The sequence below is a fragment of the Thauera sp. 28 genome, from assembly GCF_000310145.2.
Taxonomy (GTDB): Bacteria; Pseudomonadota; Gammaproteobacteria; order Burkholderiales; family Rhodocyclaceae; genus Thauera; species Thauera mechernichensis.
The window spans coordinates 1-18,620 of sequence record NZ_AMXA01000046.1; the positions used below are offsets into that span (position 1 = coordinate 1).

The 18,620-nt window shown below is 67.0% G+C and carries 18 protein-coding genes; 12 read left to right on the plus strand and 6 right to left on the minus strand.

Annotated features, from left to right (window positions below; all coding sequences use genetic code 11):
• Positions 1-125: 125 nt before the first annotated feature.
• The 5 genes from dnaB to rpsF form a co-directional block, all read right to left on the minus strand.
• Positions 126-1,529 carry a replicative DNA helicase gene (gene dnaB, locus C662_RS18405; protein WP_198291912.1) on the minus strand — a complete coding sequence of 468 codons (1,404 nt, stop codon included), beginning with the start codon at positions 1,527-1,529 and terminating at the stop codon, positions 126-128.
• A gap of 131 nt (positions 1,530-1,660) precedes the next feature.
• On the minus strand, positions 1,661-2,110 hold the full coding sequence (gene rplI, locus C662_RS18410) for a 50S ribosomal protein L9 (RefSeq protein WP_002933042.1): 450 nt from the start codon (positions 2,108-2,110) through the stop codon (positions 1,661-1,663).
• Between the two features lie 15 nt (positions 2,111-2,125).
• Positions 2,126-2,401 carry a 30S ribosomal protein S18 gene (rpsR, locus tag C662_RS18415; RefSeq protein WP_002933051.1) on the minus strand — a complete coding sequence of 92 codons (276 nt, stop codon included), beginning with the start codon at positions 2,399-2,401 and terminating at the stop codon, positions 2,126-2,128.
• A 2-nt stretch (positions 2,402-2,403) separates the two neighbouring features.
• Positions 2,404-2,676 carry a primosomal replication protein N gene (gene priB / locus C662_RS18420; RefSeq protein ID WP_386040092.1) on the minus strand — a complete coding sequence of 91 codons (273 nt, stop codon included), beginning with the start codon at positions 2,674-2,676 and terminating at the stop codon, positions 2,404-2,406.
• Between the two features lie 43 nt (positions 2,677-2,719).
• Positions 2,720-3,103 (minus strand): 30S ribosomal protein S6, encoded by a 384-nt coding sequence (rpsF, locus tag C662_RS18425; RefSeq protein WP_002933056.1) that lies wholly within the window; start codon positions 3,101-3,103, stop codon positions 2,720-2,722.
• 251 nt (positions 3,104-3,354) lie between these two features.
• Here rpsF and C662_RS18430 point away from each other — a divergent pair, with 251 nt between their 5' ends.
• Entirely contained in the window at positions 3,355-3,705 is a 351-nt protein-coding gene (locus C662_RS18430) for a hypothetical protein (RefSeq protein ID WP_002933057.1), read from the plus strand.
• 25 nt (positions 3,706-3,730) lie between these two features.
• Here C662_RS18430 and hrpA read toward each other — a convergent pair whose 3' ends face one another.
• Positions 3,731-7,957: an ATP-dependent RNA helicase HrpA gene (hrpA, locus tag C662_RS18435; RefSeq protein ID WP_198291913.1), complete on the minus strand. Its 4,227-nt coding sequence runs from the start codon at positions 7,955-7,957 to the stop codon at positions 3,731-3,733.
• A 113-nt stretch (positions 7,958-8,070) separates the two neighbouring features.
• Between hrpA and C662_RS18440 the strand changes: the two genes are divergently transcribed.
• The 11 genes from C662_RS18440 to mgtE all read left to right on the plus strand — a co-directional run bounded on the left by C662_RS18440 (position 8,071) and on the right by mgtE (position 18,466).
• On the plus strand, positions 8,071-8,589 hold the full coding sequence (locus C662_RS18440) for a DUF2478 domain-containing protein (protein ID WP_002933065.1): 519 nt from the start codon (positions 8,071-8,073) through the stop codon (positions 8,587-8,589).
• A 3-nt stretch (positions 8,590-8,592) separates the two neighbouring features.
• Complete coding sequence (locus C662_RS18445) at positions 8,593-8,847, plus strand: YkgJ family cysteine cluster protein (RefSeq protein WP_002933067.1); 255 nt, start codon at positions 8,593-8,595, stop codon at positions 8,845-8,847.
• A gap of 124 nt (positions 8,848-8,971) precedes the next feature.
• Positions 8,972-9,796 carry an undecaprenyl-diphosphate phosphatase gene (locus tag C662_RS18450; RefSeq protein WP_002933072.1) on the plus strand — a complete coding sequence of 275 codons (825 nt, stop codon included), beginning with the start codon at positions 8,972-8,974 and terminating at the stop codon, positions 9,794-9,796.
• Between the two features lie 14 nt (positions 9,797-9,810).
• The gene (locus C662_RS18455; RefSeq protein ID WP_198291791.1) at positions 9,811-10,383 is read left to right on the plus strand and encodes a YqiA/YcfP family alpha/beta fold hydrolase; all 573 of its coding nucleotides are present in this window, start codon (positions 9,811-9,813) and stop codon (positions 10,381-10,383) included.
• 16 nt (positions 10,384-10,399) lie between these two features.
• Positions 10,400-11,293 (plus strand): class I SAM-dependent methyltransferase, encoded by an 894-nt coding sequence (locus C662_RS18460; RefSeq protein WP_002933074.1) that lies wholly within the window; start codon positions 10,400-10,402, stop codon positions 11,291-11,293.
• Positions 11,294-11,448: 155 nt separating this feature from the next.
• Positions 11,449-12,324, plus strand: coding sequence for an EamA family transporter RarD (gene rarD / locus C662_RS18465; protein ID WP_002933075.1), 876 nt, complete (start codon positions 11,449-11,451; stop codon positions 12,322-12,324).
• A 151-nt stretch (positions 12,325-12,475) separates the two neighbouring features.
• On the plus strand, positions 12,476-14,383 hold the full coding sequence (locus tag C662_RS18470; protein WP_002933076.1) for a ribonuclease catalytic domain-containing protein: 1,908 nt from the start codon (positions 12,476-12,478) through the stop codon (positions 14,381-14,383).
• 21 nt (positions 14,384-14,404) lie between these two features.
• Entirely contained in the window at positions 14,405-15,343 is a 939-nt protein-coding gene (locus C662_RS18475; RefSeq protein WP_037985062.1) for a TonB family protein, read from the plus strand.
• 10 nt (positions 15,344-15,353) lie between these two features.
• Complete coding sequence (gene aroE, locus C662_RS18480) at positions 15,354-16,187, plus strand: shikimate dehydrogenase (RefSeq protein WP_002933080.1); 834 nt, start codon at positions 15,354-15,356, stop codon at positions 16,185-16,187.
• A 21-nt stretch (positions 16,188-16,208) separates the two neighbouring features.
• Complete coding sequence (gene mtgA, locus C662_RS18485; RefSeq protein ID WP_002933082.1) at positions 16,209-16,901, plus strand: monofunctional biosynthetic peptidoglycan transglycosylase; 693 nt, start codon at positions 16,209-16,211, stop codon at positions 16,899-16,901.
• 122 nt (positions 16,902-17,023) lie between these two features.
• Entirely contained in the window at positions 17,024-18,466 is a 1,443-nt protein-coding gene (mgtE, locus tag C662_RS18490) for a magnesium transporter (protein WP_002933083.1), read from the plus strand.
• Positions 18,467-18,620 lie beyond the last annotated feature (154 nt).

The following is an 18,620-nucleotide window of genomic DNA, read 5'->3' on the forward strand; positions in this document are numbered from 1 at the left end:
GAAACCGCTGCAGCGCTGAAGAGGTGCGCATTATAGACACCCAATCCATACCGTCAAGAAAAATAACGATCAAGGTTTTAAATGGATGTATGCAGGCGCATCCAGTATGCCCCCCCCAGCGCCCGTCAGTAGGCTCCCGGTCCGGCCGCATAGTTTTCGAATCGCGTGTTCTCACCAATGAAGGTCATGCGCACGGTGCCGGTCGGACCGTTACGGTGCTTGCCAATGATCAGCTCCGCCGTGCCCTTGTCCGGCGAATCGGGGTTGTAGACCTCGTCACGATAGATGAACATGATGATGTCCGCATCCTGCTCGATCGCACCGGATTCGCGCAGATCGGACATCACGGGGCGCTTGTTGGGACGCTGCTCGAGGCTTCGGTTCAACTGCGACAAGGCGATGATCGGCACATGGAGCTCCTTGGCCAGCGACTTCACGGAGCGCGAGATCTCGGAGAGCTCTGACGCCCGGTTGTCGCCTTCGCGCGTACCGCTCATCAGCTGCAGGTAGTCGATGACGATGAGGCCGAGCTTGCCGCACTGGCGAGCGAGCCGGCGCGCACGCGCGCGCAGATCGATCGGATTGAGGCCCGGCGTCTCGTCGATGAAGAGCGGCGCATCGTAGAGCTTGCCCATTGCCATGGTGAGCCGCTGCCAGTCATCGTCGGTAAGCCGTCCACTACGGATCTTCTGCATGTCGATGCGACCAACCGAGGAGATGAAGCGGGTCGCCAACTGCGTGCCCGGCATTTCCATCGAGAAGATCGCCACCGGCAGGCGCTGCTCGATCGCAATGTGCTCGGCAAGATTCAAGGCGAAGGTCGTCTTGCCCATTGCCGGACGCCCCGCAACGATGATCATGTCCGACGGCTGCAGGCCGGACGTCTTGGCATCGAGGTCCACCAGCCCAGTGGGCACCCCCGTAACCTCTTGCGGGTTGTCACGATCATAGAGCTCCTGCACCCGATCCACCACCTGCTTGAGGATGGGCTGGATGGAGACGAACCCGCTGGCATGACGGGCGCCGGCCTCGGCAATCTCGAACACCCTCGCCTCAGCCTCGTCGAGCAAGGCCTTTGCGTCCTTGCCGGAAGGGCTCAGCGCACTCGCCGCAATCTCGTCGCCGACCGCCACCAGCTTGCGCAGGATTGCGCGCTCGCGAACGATCTCGGCGTAGCGGCGGATGTTCGCCGCCGACGGCGTGTTGTTGGCGATCTCGGCAATATAGGCCAGACCGCCGGCCTGCTCGGCCTCGCCGTTCTTCTCCAGCGACTCGAACACCGTCACCACGTCAGCCGGCCGCCCCTGATCGATGAGCCGGGTGATGTGGCGGTAGATGCGACGATGGTCGTCGCGATAGAAGTCAGACTCGTTGGCTAGATCGGCAACCCGCTCCCAAGCCTGGTTGTCGAGCAGGATGCCGCCGATCAGCGACTGCTCGGCCTCGATCGAATGCGGCGGCAGCTTGATCTGCGCCAGTTGCGGATCGGCCGCAACATGGTCGGCAAAACGGGAGGGAGGAGAGCTCATCACGACCACCTTTCGATTCCACTCGTCGGATTCTAGCGATGCTAGCGGCGCGCCACTCGCACGGCACGCCTCCGAAAACAAAAAAGGGCTGCGCAAGGCAGCCCTTTCGATCACGCGCAAAGACGCGGGAATTACTGCTCGCCAACCACCGTCACGGTGATGGTCGCGAGGACATCTGCGTGCAGGGACACTTCAACCTGGACATCACCGACCTGCTTGAGCGGGCCATCGGGCAGACGCACGGCCGAACGCTCGATCTCGAAGCCCTGAGCCACCAGTCCATCGGCGATGTCGGCGTTGCCGACCGAGCCGAACAAGCGACCGTCCATGCCGGCCTTGCGGGCGACCTGGACGCTGACACCTTCGAGCTTGGCTGCGAGCGCCTGGGCGGCAGCGAGCTTCTCTGCCTGGGCGCGCTCGAGTTCAGCGCGGCGGGCTTCGAACTCGGCCAGATTGGCCTGCGTGGCACGCTTGGCCTTGCCCTGCGGAATCAGGAAGTTACGAGCGTAACCGTCCTTGACCTTGACCACATCGCCGAGGCCACCCAGATTGACAACCTTCTCGAGAAGAATGATTTGCATGACGTCGTTCCTCTCTTACTGGTGCAGGTCGGTGTAAGGCATCAGAGCCAGGAAGCGGGCGCGCTTGACGGCGACCGACAGCTGACGCTGGTAACCCGCCTTGGTGCCGGTAATGCGGGCCGGCATGATCTTGGCGTTTTCGGTGATGAAGTCCTTGAGGATGTCCACATCCTTGTAGTCGACTTCTTCGATCTTCTCAGCGGTGAAGCGGCAGAACTTGCGACGCTTGAACAGACCACGACCGCCGCGGTCATCTTTCTTCTTGAACTTGGATTTGGGCTTGAAGGCCATTTTCAGTTTCCTTCGAGAAATTCGATTGTGTTCAGATGCAGAACCGGGCTGCGACTGCGCATGCTCCTGGCGGCCATGAAACCGGTCGCGCGGATCGCGCATCCCGGAGCCGCCACCGCGAGCACCGCAGCCAGATCACCCACTGCGACCGCCTGGAGCTCCACCGAAACATCGCGGCTCAAACCCGCTTCGATCTGTTTCGATTCGTGCGCCAACGTACAGCTGGCGACCGGCACTCCGGCAGGGGTTCGACGCAACGGCAGCACTTCGGCCACGCGCGCATCGATGCGCAGTTGGTTCAGACCCGGCTCAGGCAACTCAGGCAGCAGCAGCTTCGCTGTCGGCCGGCTTGTCGTCGGAAGCGGTGCTCAGCGAGCGCGACTTCTCTTCCTTCATCATCGGCGAAGGCGTGGTCACGGCCTTCTTCATCTTGATGGTGAGGTGGCGCAGCACGGCATCGTTGAACTTGAACGAGTGCTCGAGTTCAGCCAGCGTCTCGCCGTCGCACTCGATGTTCATCAGCACGTAGTGAGCCTTGTGCACCTTCTGGATCGGGTAGGCCATCTGGCGGCGGCCCCAGTCTTCCAGGCGGTGGATCTGGCCATTGCGGGCGGTCACGATGGTCTTGTAGCGTTCGACCATCGCCGGCACCTGCTCGGACTGGTCCGGGTGGACGATGAATACGATTTCGTAGTGTCGCATGCAGACTCCTTGCGGTTGAGTGAAGCAGCCCCCCGGCATGCGAATCCGGTGGGGCAAGGGAAGCCCGCGAATATAACAAGAAACCCGGGGATGTCAAAGCCTTGTATTGACAAAGCGGACACAACGAGCCCCATGTCGGCGCGCTCGAAAAATCCTGCTTACATTCGCACCGCCCCCGCATGCGCCGCAGCGCCTAGCATGCAGACACCGGGGCCATGCCCTGCGACACGACAACACGAACGAGGCAGATCATGAAGACACCCCTCTACCACAAGCTGCTCACCGCACTTCTGTGCGGCGGACTGCTCGCCAGCGCGGGCGCTGCCGAAGCGCGCGGCGACCGTGATCACCGCGGCTGGGACAGGCACGGACACACCCATAAGTACAAGCATGCGTACAAGCACAAACACGTCCACCGCGGCTGGGACGAGCGCCATGTCGTGCGCGAACGCGTGATCATCCACGAGCGTCCTCGCCACTATCGCGAGACGATCGTGCACAAGCACTACTACGAACCGGCGTATCGCCCCTACACCTATAGCCATTCGCCCGCAGTGGTGATCGGGGTGAGCGTCCCCCCGATCGTGATCCCGCTACGCTGAGACGGCGAGAGCCGCCCGCGTCGGGCTAGCGCGGGCGGCTCTCCCAGATCTTCTGCAGACGCTTGACCGACACGGGCATCGGCGTCCTCAGCTCCTGCGCATACAGACCGACGCGCAACTCCTCCAGCAGCCAGCGGAATTCCTCCAGCGCAGGGTCTTCGACGCCGGCGCGGCGGCGCGCCAGTCGCTCTCGCTCCCAGGTCTGGGCAAGCTGCCTCCACTCGGCCATGGCCTGTGCATCACGCGCCGGATTGTTGCGGAGTTTGTCGAGCCGAACCGATGCTCCTTTCAGGTAGCGCGGAAAATGGGCCAGCCTTTCCCACTCGAAGGCGACCAGGAAGTCCTTGGGCAACAGCCCGCCAAGTTGAGCCTGGATGTCTGCAACGACCTCGGGGAAGGTTTTCAGCCCAGACAGCCGCTCCTGCAAGCCCGCGTGCTCAACCAGCAACTGGCCCGCCAGGCGTACGAACTCCTGTGCAACCAGACTGACTCGCGTCTTCGCCTCTGCGCACCGCTGCGCGAAGGCTCCCGCCTCGGTCGGCAAAGGCTCCAGCAGACAGCAACGGCTCAATGTGGCGTCCACCAGGCGAGCCTTCAGCTCGGCCTCGGTGCCGAAGCTCATGTACTGCAACGCAAGCTCACGCAGGCCGGGCAGGCGCTCGACAGCACGCACCTGATCCTTCAGGTTCAACGCAAACAGACGGGCGAGACCGCGCCGATGCACACGCGCCGCCTCCTCGGGGGTGTCATAGGGCCGCAGCGAAACACTGTCGCCGTCATCATGCAGCGCAGGGAAGCCAATCACCTCGCGGCCGGCGACGCGGATCTCGAGCAGCTCGGGCAAGGGGCCAAAACTCCACGTGGTGAAGCCGGACAGCGTCTTCGCCGGTAGCGCTGGTGCCTCATTGCCCAGCCCCGCCGCCTCAGCCGTCGCCCCGTCACGCCCCCGCGCGGCACCGCCCGCCTGCGCACCGCGGCCCGATGCAGCATGACTCGCACCGGGGCCGGACTGCCCTCCACCCGCGCGATCCGCCCGAACGCTTGCGGGCGCGCCTGCGACGCCGGCCGCCGAGAGCGCGCCCGCAAGCGCACTGCCGATATTCGCCGCCGAGAAACGCGCCGCCACCTGCTCGCGGAAGCGCGCGCGCAGGTCCATCAGGTTGCGCGACTGCCCCATCACCCGGCCGTGCTCGTCTATCACGCGGAAGTTCATGAAGCAGTGGGGCTTGAGGTTCTCCGTGCGGAAGCTCTCCAGCGGCAGCTTCAGCTGCACGCGCTCCTCGACGAAGCGCTGCAGCATCTTCAGCAGCGGCTCGTCGGTGTCGAACTCGCCGGCCTCGCAAGCCGCCATGAAGGCCGCTGCGCTCTCGGCCACCGGCTGCAGGCGGTGGCGGTGCTTCTGCGGCACGGTCTTCATCAGCGCCGCGACTTTCTCCTCCAGCAACCCCGGCACCAGCCACTCGCAGCGGTTGGTCGGGACCTGATTCAACATGGCCAGCGGCACGGTCAGCGTCACACCGTCATCGGCCTCACCGGGTTGATGCAGGTAGGTGAGCTTGAGCTTCTGTCCCAGCACCTCCAGCACGGGTGGAAAACGGTCGGTCGTGACGCCCTCGGCCTCATGGCGCATCAACTGCTCGCGCGACAGGTGCAGCAGCCTGGGCTCGGACTTCTCCGCCTTCTTCCGCCATGCCTCCAGGCTGGCGACATCGCAAACATCCGCGGGGATCTTGCTGTCGTAGAAGGCCTCGATCAGCGCCTCGTCCACCAGCACGTCGGGACGGCGCGACTTGTGCTCCAGACGCTCGATCTCCGTCACCAGGCGCTGATTGTGAGAAAGGAAGGCCATCGCGCGCGCCGCGCCCTCCGCAACCTCGCCCTGCACCAACCCCTCGCGGATAAGGAGCTCGCGGCATAGTGCCGGATCGATGTCCCGATAGGCCACGCCGCGGCGCGGGTAGATCACCAGACCGTACAGCGTGCCGCGCTCCCAGGCGCGCACCGCGCCCGAAGCCTTGGACCAGTGCGGCTCGAAGACCTGGCGCTTGAGCAGATGGCCGCCGACCTCTTCCACCCACTCCGGCTCGATGCGCGCGATGCAGCGCCCGAACAGGCGGCTGGTCTCGACCTGCTCTGCGGCCATGATCCACTTCCCGGCCTTCTTCGCGAGCGACGAGCCTGGATGCGGCCAGAACTTGATCCCGCGCGCGCCCAGGTAGGAACCCGCCTGCGGGCCCTTGGTTGCGTGCTCTCCTTCATCAACCTTGCAGCCTATGTTGCCGAGCAGCCCTGCGAGCAAGGCCTTGTGGATCGCCTCGTAGTTGGCGGGTTGCGCGTTGTCCTTCCAGCCGTGCTCAGCGCACAGCGTGTGCAGCTGACTGAACACGTCACGCCATTCGCGCATGCGCATGGTGTTGAGGAAGTGCTTCTTGCACCAGGCCTTCTGCTTGCTGGACGACTCGTGACGCTGCACCTCGTCCCAAGCCTTCCACAGATGCCAGTACCAGAGGAACTCGGACTTCTGGTCCTGCTCGCCGCCACGGAACCTTGCGTGGGCCTGGTCGGCGGCGCCGGGACTGTCCTGCGGCCGCTCGCGCGGGTCCTGCACCGACAGCGCGGCGGCGATCACCAGCAACTCGGCGAGCGCGCCACGATCGCGCGCGGCGAGGATCATGCGGCCGATGCGCGGATCGAGCGGCAGCCTGGCAAGCTCGATGCCGATCGGGGTGAGCTTGCGCTCATCGTCGTCGCTGACGGCGCCGAGCTCGGCGAGCAACGCATAGCCGTCGCCGATCAGGCGCGAGCCCGGCGCATCGATGAAGGGAAAGTCCTCCACCGCGCCCAGCTTCAGGGCCTTCATGCGCAAGATCACGCCAGCCAGCGAGGAACGCAGGATCTCGGGGTCGGTGTGCGCCGGGCGGCGGTTGAAATCGTCCTCGTCGTAAAGACGGAAGCAGATACCGTCCATGACCCGGCCGCAGCGCCCAGCGCGCTGCTTCGCGGCCGACTGGGCGACCTTCTCGACCTGCAACTGCTCGACCTTGTTGCGCGGCGAGTAGCGCTTGATGCGTGCCAGGCCCGTGTCGACCACGTAGCGGATGCCGGGCACGGTCAGCGAGGTCTCGGCCACGTTGGTCGACAACACCACCCGGCGCCCGCTGGAGGGCGAGAACACGCGCGCCTGCTCCTGAGCCGACTGGCGCGCGAACAGCGGCAGGATCTCTGTACCAGGCAGATGATGGGCCTTGCGCAGCGCCTCTGCGGCCTCGCGAATCTCGCGCTCGCCCGGCAGGAAGACCAGCACGTCGCCCGGGCCGCAGCGCTGCGCCTCGTCGACCGCATCGACAAGGGCGTCCATCAGGTCGCGCCCCTTATCCTTCGACTTGTCGCCCTTCGCCGCAGCCGTCCGCGCGGCCGCGGCGGGGTCGAGCTCCTCGCTCTCCACCGGCCGGTAGCGCATTTCGATCGGATACAGTCGCCCCGAAACCTCGATCACCGGCGCCGGCTGGCCCGCGGCGTCGGCGAAGTGTGTCGCGAAGCGCTCGGCATCGAGCGTCGCCGAGGTCACCACCACCTTAAGGTCGGGCCGGCGCGGCAGCAGGGTCTTGAGGTAACCGAGCAGGAAGTCGATATTGAGGCTGCGCTCGTGCGCCTCGTCGATGATCAGGGTGTCATAGGCGGCGAGCAACGGATCGGTCTGAGTCTCGGCGAGCAGGATGCCGTCGGTCATCAGCTTGATGTGGCTGCGCTCGCTACTGCGGTCGGTGAAGCGGATCTTGTAGCCCACCACCTCGCCAAGCGGGCTCCTGAGCTCCTGCGCAATGCGGCTCGCAGTTGCGCGCGCGGCAATCCGGCGCGGCTGGGTATGGCCGATGAGACCGGCAACGCCGCGACCGAGCGTCAGTGCGATCTTGGGCAATTGAGTGGTCTTGCCCGAACCGGTCTCGCCACAGACGATGATGACCTGGTGGGCGGCCAAGGCCGCGGCGATCTCGTCGCGCCGCGCCGAAACCGGCAGCTCGGGCGGAAAATCCGGCGTCGGCAGTGCGGCCCGACGAGCGGCATAGGCAGCGCGGGAACGCATGAGCAGCGTCTCGAGATCGGCCTGCAGCCGGGCGTGCTGGTCCGCTGCGCGCGGCGGGCGCGCGAGATCCCTCGCCAATCGACGCAATCGTGGCCGGTCGGCGCTCAGGCAATCATCGAAGTTCGGCGTGTCGGCCGGGCGGCGTGCGCCCCGTTGTTCAGCCCTCATGGATCCGTATCGGCGTCGTCAGGGCGCGCATTATCCTCCGCATCGCCCCCTTGTTGGCGTCGCAGTGCGACAATGGCGGCTGACACCGTACGCGCCGAACGCCGAGCCCGACCATGCCAGCCACAGCCATTGCCGCCGTCGTATACAAGCCCACCGACAACATCGAGGCCCTGCTCGCCCAGGCTGCACGCGCGCTCGCGGCAGACGGCGTGAAACTCGGCGGCGTGCTGCAGCACGACATCGCCACCGTCATTGACGACCCCTGCGCCATGGAGCTGGAGAACCTGGAGACCGGCGAGAGCATCCCGCTGTCGCAGGAGCTCGGACGCGGCTCGGTGGCCTGCCGGGTCGACCCCGACGCGCTGGCACGCGGCTCGGTTGCGGTGCGCGGCGCGATCGAACGCGGTGTCGATCTGGTCATCATCAACAAGTTCGGCGCCCAGGAGGTCTCGGGCGCCGGCCTGCGCGCCGAGATGGGCGAAACGGTGATGGCTGGCGTGCCACTATTGACGGCCGTTGGCGAGCGCTTCCTCGGCGAATGGAAGAACTTCACCGGCGACGAAGGTGCGCTGCTGCCGCCCACGCTCGAGGCCGTCCTCGACTGGTGGTCAGCGCTGCCTGGGCAGGCATAGGCAATGGACTGTCGCTCGGGCTGCGCTGCCTGTTGCATCGCCCCCTCGATCTCCTCGGCCATCCCAGGCATGGCGCAGGGCAAACCGGCTGGCGTGCGCTGCATCCAGCTCGACGCCTCAAACCGCTGCCAGCTCTTCGGCGACCCGCGCCGGCCCGCGGTGTGCACCAGCCTGCAGCCCTCCATCGAAATGTGCGGCAGCGAGCAGGCGCACGCGCTGCGCTACCTGGACAGGCTCGAAGCACTCACCGCCGCCTGAGCGCTCCCAACGGTTCGGCGGACAACCGCCGAAGGCGACCGTGTCACGCATTCGGCATTGCCGCCGCAGTGCAACATCCCGGGGGCTATAATCCCGCCGCCCCCTTTCCCCACACCCAAGCCGCATGGACCTCTCTCTCCTTCTCGTCGCCCTCATCCTCGGAATCGTAGAGGGCCTGACCGAATTCCTGCCCGTGTCCTCCACCGGCCACCTGATCATCGTAGGCGACCTCCTCGGCTACAACGATGACACCAGCAAGGTATTCAAGATCGTCATCCAGCTCGCCGCCATCCTCGCCGTGTGCTGGGACTACCGCGAGCGCCTGATCAAGGTCGCCGTCGGCCTGCCCACGCAACCAAGCGCACAGCGTTTCGTGTGGATGCTGTTCATCGGCTTCCTGCCCGCGGCCATCCTCGGCCTGATGTTCCACTCCACGATCAAGGGCCTGCTGTTCAACCCGATCACGGTGGCGACCGCACTGGTGGTGGGCGGGCTGATCATCCTGTATGTGGAAAAGCGCGCCTATCACCCGCGCATCAACGACGTCGACGAGATGCGCTGGCCCGACGCGCTCAAGGTCGGCTTCGCGCAGGCGCTGGCGATGATTCCCGGCACCTCGCGCTCGGGCGCCACCATCATGGGCGGACTGATCTTCGGCCTGTCGCGCAAGACGGCAGCGGAGTTTTCCTTCTTCCTGGCGATCCCGACCATGTTCGCCGCCACCGCCTACGATCTGTACAAGAACTGGGCGCTGCTGCGGATCGAAGACCTGCCCGTGTTCGCGGTCGGCTTCGTCGCCTCCTTCATCGCCGCCATGTGGGCGGTGAAGAGCTTCATCAAGTTCATCTCCAACCACACCTTCATCGTCTTCGCCTGGTACCGCATCGCCTTTGGCATCTTCGTGCTGGCAACGTGGTACTTCGGCTGGGTCGAATGGTCCGAGCCCTGATCGAGGAACACACGATGATCGTCTACCTGCATGGTTTCCGCTCCGCCCCGGCCTCGATCAAGGCCCAGGCGCTCAAGGCGCGCATGACCGAGCGCGGGCTTGCCGAGCAGTTCTGGTGCGAGCAACTGCCCGTATCGCCGCGCGCCGCGATCGCGCTCGCCGAGGACGCGATCGCCCGCGCCCGCGCCGCCGGCCTGGAGCCGGCGGTGGTCGGCAGTTCGCTCGGCGGCTACTACGCCACCTGGCTCGCCGAACGCCACAACCTGCGCGCGGTGCTGGTCAATCCGGCGGTCGTCGCGCCGCTCTCGCTCGAGGCATACATCGGCACGCAGGACAACATGTACACCGGCGCGCGCTTCGAGTTCACCCGCACCCACATCGACGAGCTGCGCGCCCTGGAAGTGGCAACGATCACCCGCCCGGAACGCTACTGGCTGCTGGTTGAAACCGGCGACGAGGTGCTCGACTACCGCCACGCAGTACAGCGCTACACCGGCGCCCGGCAGACTGTGCTCGAGGGCGGCGACCACGGCTTTTCGCGCTGGAGCGACTACCTCGACGCGGTGATAGACTTCACCTGCCCCTGACGCCCGGCTGCCACCGATGAGCACCTACGACACCACCCCCAGCACACTGGACGCAGCCCAAGGCGCCGCACCCGGCTTCGACCCGCGCCGCTTCAAGGCCATGGAGCGCGCCGGTTTCAATCGCATCGCCGCACGCTATGCCGAAGGGGCGCACTTGCGCGCCGACCTCGCCGCAGCCCTGCTCGACGCCGCCGCGCTTGCGCCGGGACAGCGCGTGCTCGACCTCGCCAGCGGCCCGGGCCTGCTCGCACGCGACGCCGCGCTGCGCGTTGCCCCCGCCGGCACCGTGCTCGCCACCGATATCGCCGAAGGCATGCTCGCCGAGGGCGCCCGCCGCTGTGGCGAGCATGCCAAGGCGCCCTGCTTCGCGGCCACCGACGCCGAGCACCTGTGCCTGGCCGATGCCAGCGTGGACCGCGTGCTCGCCGGCCTCGCACTGTTCATCTTCCCGCAGCCCGAACGCGCGCTCGCCGAGATGCACCGCGTGCTCGTGCCCGGAGGGCAGATCGCGCTGTCGGTGTGGGGCACGCGAGAAACCGTGCCACTGATACACCGCGCGCAGGACACCATCGCCCGCCTGCTGCCGCCGCCCAAGGTCGCCCGCCCCTCGGTGTTCCGCTACGGCAAACCGGAAGTCCTGGCACAGACGCTGAGCGCGGCCGGTTTCATTAACGTCGACATCCGCACATGTACGTTCAGCTGTCACTTCGACAGCGCCGAGGCCTACTGGCAGGCCTTCCTCGACCTCGCGGGTGGCGCTGCCGAAGCCCTCGGCCGGCTGCCCCAGGCAACGCAGGAGGCGCTACAAGCGGCAGTCGCCGACGAGCTGGCCGATCATCGCTGCAGTGACGACCGCGGCGGTTACCTGCTGCAAGCTCACACCCTGATTGCCACCGCTACGCGTCAATGACCCTGTAGCCCCGTGTCGCCTGCGGCTCAGCACCTGCACGGCACGAATGCGCAGCAAGGGCCCCCTGTCCACCTCACGCCCCGTCACCCAGCCCACTCCTCGCCATAGCTTCGCTCGTGCCCACGCCTTCCCCCCATACCCACGCGCGCAACGGCATGCTGGCCGCGCTGACCGCCTTCTGCATCTGGGGGCTGGCGCCGCTCTACTTCCGCGCCATCGGCAGCGTGCCGCCGTTCGAGATCGTCGCCCATCGTGTGTTGTGGTCAGCCCTGTTCCTCGCCGGCCTGCTCGCGCTAATCCCTTCGACCGGCGGATTCGCTCGCGTGCGCGCGGTCCTCGCGCAACCCCGCCTGCTCGCGCTGCTCACCCTCACCGCACTCCTGACCAGCAGTAACTGGCTGGTCTTCATCTGGGCGATCGACGCCGGTCGCTTGCTCGAGGCCAGCCTGGGCTACTTCATCAACCCACTTGTCAGCGTGGCCCTGGGCGCGATCTTCCTTGGCGAGCGCCTGCGCCCGCTGCAAGCGGCAGCAGTGGCGATCGCCTGTGCCGGCGTGGGCTGGCGGGTTTGGCAGCTGGGCAACCCGCCATGGATCGCCATCTTCCTCGCCGGCACCTTCGGCCTCTACGGCCTGTTGCGCAAGCGCGCCCCAGTGGAGGCCGCAAGCGGCCTGTTCATCGAGACCCTGCTGGTCGCACCGCTGGCGCTGGCGTGGCTGGTCTGGCTGGGCGCACAGAACGCACTCACCTTCGGTGCCGGCACGACCGTCGACTGGCTGCTACCGCTCTCGGGCATCCTCACAGCAGTACCACTGACGCTGTTCGCAGTCGGTGCGCGGCGACTGCCGCTCGCCACCGTGGGTTTCCTGCAGTACCTCGCGCCCAGCCTCAACTTCCTGGTCGCGGTCGTGATCTTCCGCGAACCCCTGGACACTACCCAGCTCGTCGGCTTTGCCCTGATCTGGCTTGCACTCGCGGTGTACTCGGCCGACCTCATTCGCAGCGCGCGCAGAGCAGGGAACACTGGATAGGCAGCGCGGCACCGCGTGGAAGGCGCCCCACGCCCCCGCAAGCCCGGAGCAGCGGTGCGCAAGCGCGATACGAGCGGCAACGCATCCGGAAATGGGGCTGACCGCCCGAATCCAGTAAACTAGCGCGCTTGCTTTCTTCAGGCGGATGCCGATGTTCGTGCTGTATGAAGAGGACGGGGCCTTCAAGGCCGGCACGATCCTCGCTGATAACGATGCCACCCTGCAGGTCGAGAACACCCACGGCAAACGGGTGAAGCTCAAGCGTGCCAATGTGCTGCTCGAGTTCCGCGACCCCGGCCCCTCCGACCTGCTCGCGCGCGCCGAGGCCGCGGCCGACGAGCTCGACATCGAGTTCCTGTGGGAAGTGTGCGGCGACGAGGAATTCGCCTATGCCGACTTCGCTGCCGAGTACCAGGGTCACACGCCGACCGCGGTCGAGTCCGCCGCCATCCTGCTGCGCCTGCATTCGGCGCCGATCTGGTTCCATCGCAAGGGCAAAGGACGCTTCCGCAAGGCCCCTGCCGACATCCTTCAGGCCGCGCTCGCGGGCCTGGAGAAGAAGCGCCAGCAAGCCGCTGCGATCGAGCACATGCGCACCGAGCTGGTCGCTGGCCGCCTGCCCGCCGAGCTCGCCGCCCTGCTGCCGCAGGCGCTCTACCGCCCCGACCGCAACCGCCCCGAGATCAAGGCGCTCGAGGCCGCCTGCGTCGACAGCGGGCTGTCGGCCGCACGCCTGCTGCTCAAGTGTGGCGCGCTCGCATCGAGCTACGACTTCCACTACAACCGCTTCCTGTTCCAGAACTTCCCCGAGGGCCCGGACTTCCCCGCCTTCGAGCCACCGGTGACGCCGGCCGACCTGCCGCGCGCGGAAGTCGCCGCGTTCTCGATCGACGACGCCTCCACCACCGAGATCGACGATGCCTTCTCGGTGACACCGCGACCCGAAGGCGGCTGGCGCATCGGCATCCATATCGCAGCCCCGGCGCTCGGCTTCGCCCGTGGCTCGGGCCTGGACGCGATCGCCCGCCGACGGCTGTCCACGGTGTACATGCCGGGCAACAAGATCACCATGCTGCCCGACGAGGTGGTGCAGGGCTTCACGCTGGCCGAAGGCCGTGACTGCCCGGCGGTGTCGCTGTACCTGGACGTGACACCAGGCCTGGCCATCGTCGCCGAGCACAGCCGGGTCGAGATGGTGCCGATCGTCGCCAACCTGCGGCATCACGACATCGAGCCGGTGTTCAACGACGAGACCGTGCACACTGGCCTGACCGACTTCCCCTGGAAGCAGGAACTGTCCCTGCTGTGGGATCTCGCCACCGTGCTCGAGGCCGGGCGCGGCAAGGCAGGCGGCAACGAGGACCGCATCGACTTCGGCTTCAGCGTGGACTGGAACATCGATACCGCCGACGGCCCCGGCCATGTCAGCATCAGCCGTCGGCTGCGCGGCTCGCCGATGGACAAGCTGGTGGCCGAGCTGATGATCTACGCCAACATGACCTGGGGCAAGCTGCTCGACGCCTCTGGCATTCCCGGCCTGTACCGCGCCCAGGGCGGCGGCAAGGTGCGCATGACCACGGTCGCCGCGCCGCACGAAGGCCTGGGCGTGGATTGCTACGCGTGGTCGAGCTCGCCGCTGCGTCGCTACGTCGATCTGGTCAACCAGTGGCAGATCATCTCGGTGCTGCAGGGCACCCCGCCGGCCTTTGCACCCAAGTCCGCCGACCTGATGGCGGCACTGCGCGACTTCGAGCTCACCTATGCCGAATACGCCGAGTTCCAGCGTGGCATGGAGCGCTACTGGTGCCTGCGCTGGCTGCGCCAGCACGGCCGCGGCGAGGTCGAGGCCACCGTGCTGCGCGAGAACGTGGTGCGGCTGACCGAGGTACCGCTGGTGTTCCGCGTCCCCTCGATGCCGCTGCAACTCCCCGGCAGCCGGGTAAGGCTTCACGTCGAGCACACCGACCTCCTCGACGTCGAGGTCGAGGCCCGCTTCGTGGCGATCCTGGCCGAGCCGGAGGCACGAGACTTCAACGAGGCCGGCTTCGGCTTCGCCTGAGCCGGCCGTCATCGAACCGCCATGGCACCGCCCGGGATGCCCCCCTCCGAACCCTCCGCAACGCCGGCACAGCGCGGCACGCAGGGCGTGAGAGGCAGGCTGCGCCGCCTCGGCGGGCCGCTGCTGCTGGCGGCATTTGCCCTCTCGCTGCTGCTGCACGGCCTGCTGCTGCTCGTTCAGTTCCGCCTGCCCGAGAGCAAGCCGACGCGCGACAAGGGACTGGAGGTCGTGCTGGTCAACACCCGCCACGCCCAGGCGCCGGAGAAGGCCGAGGTGTTCGCCCAGGCCAACGTTGACGGTGGTGGCAACACCGAGCAGGACGCACGCCCGAGCACGCCGCTGCCACCACAACCGAACCGCCAGGACGGCGACGCCCTGGTCGAGGCCAAGCGCCTGGCGCCCGCGCCGGTGCAGGAGCAGAAACCGGTGATCACGCGCGACAAGGCGCCAGCCAAGGTCGCCGCGGCTCCGAAGAAGGTCGAGCAGCCGGCACCAACCCCCGAGCCCGAACCGCGCCTGAGCGGGCTCGACCTGCTCGACAGCGCTGCTGCCGTGGCCCGGCTCGAGGCGCAGATCGACCGCGACCTGCAGGAGCTCGCGAAACGCCCGCGCAAGAAGTTCATCGGCGCGCGTGCACAGGAATACCGCTTTGCCCAGTACGTCGAGGACTGGCGCCAGAAGGTCGAGCGCGTCGGCACCCTGAACTATCCGGAAGCGGCGCGCGGCAAGCTCTATGGCAGCCTGTTGCTGTCCGTCACCATCCGCGCCGACGGCTCGGTGGACAAGGTCGGCGTGCATCGCAGTTCGGGCCACAAGCTGCTCGACGACGCGGCGGTTCGCATCGTCGAGATGGCCGCGCCCTACGCGCCCTTCCCGCCTGACATCCGCAAGGACTACGACGTGATCGAGATCACCCGCACCTGGACCTTCACCAACCGCGACCAGGTGCGCGCCAACTGAGACCCTGCCCATGGACCGCTACGCCGTCATCGGCAACCCGATCGCCCACAGCAAGTCGCCGCAGATCCACGCCGCCTTTGCCCGCCAGACCGGCCAGACACTGAGCTACGAGGCCCTGCTCGCGCCGCTGGACGGCTTCGTGCGCGCAGTCGAGGACTTCCGCGCCGAGGGCGGACGCGGCATGAACGTCACCGTCCCCTTCAAGCTCGAAGCCTTCACCCTGTCCACACGGCACACGCCGCGCGCCGAACTGGCCGGCGCGGTCAACACACTCGCGTTCGGGGACGACGGCATCCTCGGCGACAACACCGATGGCGCCGGCCTGGTGCGCGATCTCATCGTCAACCTCGGCTGCACGCTCGGCGGACGCCGCGTCCTGGTGCTGGGTGCCGGTGGCGCCACCCGCGGCGCCCTGCTGCCGCTGCTCGACTGCCGGCCCGCCACGCTCGTCGTCGCCAACCGCAGCCCGGCCAAGGCCGACGAACTGGTCGCCCTCTTCACCCCCCATGCCGGACGCGCCGCGCTCGCGGCCAGCAGCTTCGACGCCCTTGCCGGTCATCGCTTCGACGTCGTCATCAATGCCACCTCGGCCAGCCTGTCCGGCGCGCTGCCGCCCCTGCCATCCGGCCTGTACGCCCCCGGGGCAGTCGCCTACGACATGATGTACGGCCGTGGCGACACCCCCTTCATGGCCGCGGCGCGCACGCAGGGCGCGGCGCGCGTGGCCGACGGTCTGGGCATGCTGGTCGAGCAGGCCGCCGAGAGCTTCACGCTGTGGCGGGGGGTGCGCCCCGACACCGCGGCAGTGCTGGCCGAACTACGCCGCCAGCTCGATGCTGGCTGAGTGCCCATGAGCGCAGCCGGCATGCGGCGCGCACTGGGTTGGCTGGGCCGCGGCCTGGCCATCGCAGTGCTCCTGCTGCTGTTCTGGCAGGCGGTGATCTTCACCCAGATCGTATGGTGGAGCCGCTTCGATCCCGACAGCACGCGCTTCATGCGCATGCGCCTGGCCGAGTTGCAGAAGACGGACCCCAACGCCCGCCTGCATCACGAGTGGGTGCCCTACGAGCGCATCTCCATCCACCTCAAGCGCGCGGTGGTCGCAGCCGAGGACGACCGTTTCCTGGACCACCGCGGCTTCGACTGGGAGAGCATCCAGCGCGCGCTCGAGCGCAATGCCGAACGCGGCCGGCTGGCCGCCGGCGGCTCGACGATCAGTCAGCAGCTCGCCAAGAACCTCTTCCTGTCGCCCTCGCGCAGCTGGCTGCGCAAAGGCCAGGAGGCGGTGATCACGGTGATGATCGAGGCGACCTGGGACAAGCGTCGCATTCTCGAGGTCTACCTCAATGTCGCCGAATGGGGCAACGGCGTGTTCGGGGCGGAAGCGGCAGCACGCCACTACTACGGCCGCCCGGCTGCCAGCCTGGGGCCGGCAGAGGCGGCAAGGCTGGCCGTCATGCTGCCCAACCCTCGCCGCTACGAACGCAGTTTCGGCCCCCGCCTGGCCACCCACGCCAGCCGCGTGCAACGACGCATGGTGCATTCTCAGGTGCCGTGATGCGGCGCAACGAAAAATTCACCTGCCGTGACATGTTCAGGGTCGCCTGCGCCCGCCCAAGCCCGTAGAATTCCGCTTTTCCGCCCCGCCCGCCCCCAGCCTCCCTCCCACAAGGCCGTGCGATGACCGAGCCCGAAGAACTCCACCCCGACGACGTCCAGCACCACCTGCGCGAGGTGCAGGACCTGCTCGCACGCCAGAAAGTGGTGGAAGGGCTCGTGCACCGCCAGGACATGCCGCGCCATGAGCTGGTCGAGAACCTGGTCCACAAACAGCACGAAGCCGGGCTGCGCACCAAGCTCGACAGCCTGCACCCGGCCGACATCGCCTACATCCTCGAGGCCCTGCCGCGCGAAGAACGCCTATACGTGTGGGACCTGGTCAAGGCCGAGCGCGACGGCGAAATCCTGCTCGAGGTTTCGGACGCAGTTCGCGAGTCCCTGATCGAGACCATGGCGCCGGAAGAGCTCAAGGCCGCCGCCGAATCGCTCGACGCCGATGAGCTTGCCGACCTTGCCCCCGACCTGCCGCCCGAGGTCATCCAGGACGTCTTCCAATCGCTAGACACCGAGGGCCGCGAGCAGCTGCGCGCGGCCATGTCCTACCCTGAGGACTCGGTCGGCGCGCTGATGGACTTCGACATGGTGACGGTACGCGAGGACGTCAGTCTCGAAGTCGTGCTGCGCTACCTGCGCCGCTTCGACGAGTTGCCCGACCATACCGACAAACTCTTCGTGGTCGATCGCGAGGATCACCTCAAGGGCATCCTGACGCTCGAGTCCCTGCTCATCAACGACCCCGAACTCGAGGTCGCCGATGTGATGCGCTCGGAAACGGTGATCAGCTTCACGCCCGAAGACGAGGCCGATGAGGCCGCGCAGGCATTCGAGCGCTACGACCTCGTCTCGGCGCCAGTCGTCGACGGCGAGAAACGCGTGATCGGCCGCCTGACGGTGGCCGACGTGGTCGATTACATCCGCGAGGAGTCCGAGGCCGAAATCCTCAGCCACGCCGGTCTGCGAGAGGAAGAAGACATCTTCGCCTCGGTGTGGAGCTCGGTGAAGAACCGCTGGGCCTGGCTGGCGATCAACCTGGTCACCGCCTTCATCGCCTCGCGCGTGATCGGCGCCTTCGAAGGCTCGATCGAGAAGCTGGTGGCGCTCGCTGCGCTGATGCCCATTGTCGCCGGCATCGGCGGCAACTCGGGCAACCAGACGATCACCATGATCGTGCGTGCGATCGCGATGGGCCAGGTCGAGCAGTCGGCGATGAACCGCCTGCTCAAGAAGGAACTCGGCGTCGCGCTGTTCAACGGTCTGGTATGGGGTAGCCTGCTCGGCGTACTGGCGTGGTGGCTGTATGGCAACGTCGAGCTTGGCATGGTAATGACCGCGGCGATGACCCTGAACCTCTTGCTCGCTGCCAGCGCCGGCGTGCTGATCCCGATGATCCGCATCCGCCTCGGCGCCGACCCGGCGCTGGGCAGCTCGGTAATGATCACCGCGCTGACCGACTCGGGCGGCTTCTTCATTTTCCTCGGGCTGGCGACGATATTCCTGCTTTGAGCGCGGCGGCTTGCGCCCTGCCGTAGGAGCGGCGCGAGCCGCGAGCCTTTTCGGGCGCTTCCGATCCGCCACGCCGCCTTCAACCCCTCGCGGCTGGCGCCGCTCCTACGACGACCCCACGCGCCGTTGCTCGCTGTAGGAGCGGCGCGAGCCG

Coding starts and splice junctions, on each gene's coding strand:
- dnaB (WP_198291912.1), bottom strand. CDS start 1,529: ATGAGCTCTCCTCCCTCCCGTTTTGCCGACCATGTTGCGGCCGATCCG.
- rplI (WP_002933042.1), bottom strand. CDS start 2,110: ATGCAAATCATTCTTCTCGAGAAGGTTGTCAATCTGGGTGGCCTCGGC.
- rpsR (WP_002933051.1), bottom strand. CDS start 2,401: ATGGCCTTCAAGCCCAAATCCAAGTTCAAGAAGAAAGATGACCGCGGC.
- rpsF (WP_002933056.1), bottom strand. CDS start 3,103: ATGCGACACTACGAAATCGTATTCATCGTCCACCCGGACCAGTCCGAG.
- C662_RS18430 (WP_002933057.1), top strand. CDS start 3,355: ATGAAGACACCCCTCTACCACAAGCTGCTCACCGCACTTCTGTGCGGC.
- hrpA (WP_198291913.1), bottom strand. CDS start 7,957: ATGAGGGCTGAACAACGGGGCGCACGCCGCCCGGCCGACACGCCGAAC.
- C662_RS18440 (WP_002933065.1), top strand. CDS start 8,071: ATGCCAGCCACAGCCATTGCCGCCGTCGTATACAAGCCCACCGACAAC.
- C662_RS18445 (WP_002933067.1), top strand. CDS start 8,593: ATGGACTGTCGCTCGGGCTGCGCTGCCTGTTGCATCGCCCCCTCGATC.
- C662_RS18450 (WP_002933072.1), top strand. CDS start 8,972: ATGGACCTCTCTCTCCTTCTCGTCGCCCTCATCCTCGGAATCGTAGAG.
- C662_RS18455 (WP_198291791.1), top strand. CDS start 9,811: ATGATCGTCTACCTGCATGGTTTCCGCTCCGCCCCGGCCTCGATCAAG.
- C662_RS18460 (WP_002933074.1), top strand. CDS start 10,400: ATGAGCACCTACGACACCACCCCCAGCACACTGGACGCAGCCCAAGGC.
- rarD (WP_002933075.1), top strand. CDS start 11,449: ATGCTGGCCGCGCTGACCGCCTTCTGCATCTGGGGGCTGGCGCCGCTC.
- C662_RS18470 (WP_002933076.1), top strand. CDS start 12,476: ATGTTCGTGCTGTATGAAGAGGACGGGGCCTTCAAGGCCGGCACGATC.
- C662_RS18475 (WP_037985062.1), top strand. CDS start 14,405: ATGGCACCGCCCGGGATGCCCCCCTCCGAACCCTCCGCAACGCCGGCA.
- aroE (WP_002933080.1), top strand. CDS start 15,354: ATGGACCGCTACGCCGTCATCGGCAACCCGATCGCCCACAGCAAGTCG.
- mtgA (WP_002933082.1), top strand. CDS start 16,209: ATGCGGCGCGCACTGGGTTGGCTGGGCCGCGGCCTGGCCATCGCAGTG.
- mgtE (WP_002933083.1), top strand. CDS start 17,024: ATGACCGAGCCCGAAGAACTCCACCCCGACGACGTCCAGCACCACCTG.